The sequence below is a fragment of the Sulfitobacter sp. HI0027 genome, assembly GCF_001634775.1.
Classification (GTDB): domain Bacteria; phylum Pseudomonadota; class Alphaproteobacteria; order Rhodobacterales; family Rhodobacteraceae; genus Sulfitobacter.
The window spans coordinates 1-1,699 of record NZ_LWER01000071.1; the positions used below are offsets into that span (position 1 = coordinate 1).

A 1,699-nucleotide genomic window follows, 5' to 3' on the forward strand; every position below is an offset into this window, starting at 1 on the left:
TGTGTGCCCGATGATCGGCGTCGGGAGCGAGCTTCCGGATCGGCGCAAAATAGCTGCGCAGTTTGTCGGTGATCACCACACGGGGCTGGCCGAACTGCGCGATGAGCCTTGCCAGAAAGCGCTTTGCCGCCCTGGCATTTCTGCGGGTTTGCACGAGGATGTCGAGCGTGTCGCCATTGGCATCCACGGCCCGCCACAGCCAGTGCTTCTTGCCACGGATCGGGATAACCACCTCGTCCAGATGCCAGTTGTCTGAAGGCGCTGGCCGGTCTCGTAGGATGCGGGTCGAGAAATGCCCGCCAAAGCGGTTGACCCAAAGCCTGATGCTCTCGCGGCTCACGATCACGCCGCGCTCGGCCAAAAGGTCCTCGACGTCCGCCGTGCTCAAAGCAAAACGGTGCCAGGCCCAGACGGCATAGGCAATGATCTCCCGGGGAAAGCGAAAGCCCTTCAGGCGCGGCATGGATGACGGCATTTTCATCCGAGATCCTGTAGCAGGGGCTCCACGACACAACAACTTGGCAATGCCGGTGATGTGATCGAGCGGCGACTAATGTTACTGTATGGCCCTTGCGCGCTAACTCCCGGGCGAAATAGTGATGCCGTCCGCCCATACCGGTGCCTGTGGTTGAACCGTAATGGTTGATTATCACTATTCGGGTCATATTGAGCACCTTGCTGTCTTTAAACTAGGAAAAGTTGCAGCGTTCGCAGCGCTGTGGAGTTCTACGGCTTGGTATGAGTTCCGTCCCAAACACTTGCATTTAGCGGATATTCCGAATGAACTGGCTTACAAGGGCGAAGCTTGGAAAGGCTGTAGCCTCAGAGCGCACAGCGAGAGTTTTTGCAATCCGCTGCATTAATAAATCTCAGAAAAACACAAGCATGTCTGATTGGCACACGATCTCGCTTTCTGACGCTGCACGCAGGTTATTTCAGGGATGTATTGCTGCAGCGAGTAAAGTCCTCCGAACCAGGTCCGCGATAGCCTCTATCAACGTCTGATCGCTATCTCCAGATGAGTTGTTGATCAATTCTTGGATGGGCATTGCCAAGTTGTTGTGTCGTGGAGCCCCTGCTACAGGATCTCGGATGAAAATGCCGTCATCCATGCCGCGCCTGAAGGGCTTTCGCTTTCCCCGGGAGATCATTGCCTATGCCGTCTGGGCCTGGCACCGTTTTGCTTTGAGCACGGCGGACGTCGAGGACCTTTTGGCCGAGCGCGGCGTGATCGTGAGCCGCGAGAGCATCAGGCTTTGGGTCAACCGCTTTGGCGGGCATTTCTCGACCCGCATCCTACGAGACCGGCCAGCGCCTTCAGACAACTGGCATCTGGACGAGGTGGTTATCCCGATCCGTGGCAAGAAGCACTGGCTGTGGCGGGCCGTGGATGCCAATGGCGACACGCTCGACATCCTCGTGCAAACCCGCAGAAATGCCAGGGCGGCAAAGCGCTTTCTGGCAAGGCTCATCGCGCAGTTCGGCCAGCCCCGTGTGGTGATCACCGACAAACTGCGCAGCTATTTTGCGCCGATCCGGAAGCTCGCTCCCGACGCCGATCATCGGGCACACAAGGGCTTCTGTGGTTGCCGTCCGTGATGCAAGAAGTTTTTCAATCTGCGTGAGTTGGTGATCGAGTGCGAGCTTCTGTCAGGCCTTTGAGTGCGGCGTTACCAGAAGCCGCTGGCCGGGATGGTGA

At 57.6% G+C, this 1,699-nt stretch carries 1 protein-coding gene and 1 pseudogene; one reads left to right on the top strand and one right to left on the bottom strand.

The annotated features are described in order from the left end of the window. Positions 1 to 481: IS6 family transposase (locus A3722_RS04290; RefSeq protein ID WP_067915937.1), on the bottom strand; the 481-nt coding region annotated here is incomplete at its 3' end. Positions 482 to 1,092: 611 nt separating this feature from the next. Between A3722_RS04290 and A3722_RS04295 the strand changes: the two are divergent. Then, positions 1,093 to 1,578, top strand: a pseudogene (locus tag A3722_RS04295) (IS6 family transposase); the annotation flags it as partial. Between the last annotated feature and the right edge of the window lie 121 nt (positions 1,579 to 1,699).